Annotated in this window: 1 protein-coding gene; it reads left to right on the forward strand. The window is 37.2% G+C overall.

Annotated features, from left to right (window positions below; all coding sequences use genetic code 11):
• On the forward strand, positions 1-1,082 hold a 1,082-nt coding region (locus ABD915_RS09745), incomplete at both ends, for an N-6 DNA methylase (RefSeq protein WP_345117756.1).

The raw sequence follows: 1,082 nt of genomic DNA on the forward strand, positions 1-1,082 counted from the left end.
TCAAGATGTCAGTCATACATTAGAGATTGCTGCCTTAAAGAGTATGACCACGGTTGAGAATGAAATCCATGTTTATGAGAAACCAGAAAGCACAGGGCTTGATATTGGAAAAGCAGCCTATGAACCACAAAGATACATTCATAGCGTAACAGGAAGATTACCTTTTTATAAAGAGTTTCCCAATGCCCTTAAGACACTTCTGGCTAAGAAATTTACTCTTGCCGATTACTGGGGCATATGGGCTGGCAATGTTGCTGAGATTGCGCAAAACCATATCAATCATCTTAAAGATATACTTTCTGATGAAAACAGTGAAGCCTTTCATGCTTTTGATGGGTTTTATCAAGAACTAAAAAACAACTTAAATAGTGAAATCAAACAAGAGGAAGCGCTTGAGATGTTAGCGCAACATCTTGTCACGCGTCCCGTGTTTGAAGCTTTGTTTGAGGGCAATGAATTTGTGCAAAACAATGCCATTTCGCAAGCTATGGAAAAGATCTTAGCTGAACTGGACAAAACCAATATCAAGCAAGTATCGAAAGAGTTACAAGAGTTTTATGACAGTGTAAAATTCCGTGCCTCTGGAATTACCACCCCCCAAGCAAGACAAAACCTTATTATCAAGCTTTATGAAGATTTTTTTACCAAGGCATTTAAGAAAACCACCGATAGGCTTGGGATTGTTTATACCCCCGTTGAGGTTGTGGATTTTATCATTCATTCTGTTGATGATGTGTTGCGCAATGAATTTGGAAAAAGTTTAGGATCACGTGGTGTTTCTATTCTTGACCCCTTTACAGGAACAGGTACCTTTATCACACGATTGTTACAATCAAATCTTATAAAACCAGAGGATATGGAGTATAAGTTCCGTTATGATATCCATGCCAATGAGATTGTTTTACTGGCTTATTACATAGCAGCGATTAACATTGAATCGACCTATCATAGTCTGATGAAAGGAGATTATATACCGTTCAAGCATATTGGTTTAACCGATACGTTTTGGATGCTTGAAGAGAAAAATCTGCTACAAAAATTGTTTAAAGAAAACAGTGAATATTTAGAACATCAGAAAAATC

The organism is Bartonella jaculi (assembly GCF_039543045.1).
Lineage (GTDB): Bacteria > Pseudomonadota > Alphaproteobacteria > Rhizobiales > Rhizobiaceae > Bartonella > Bartonella jaculi.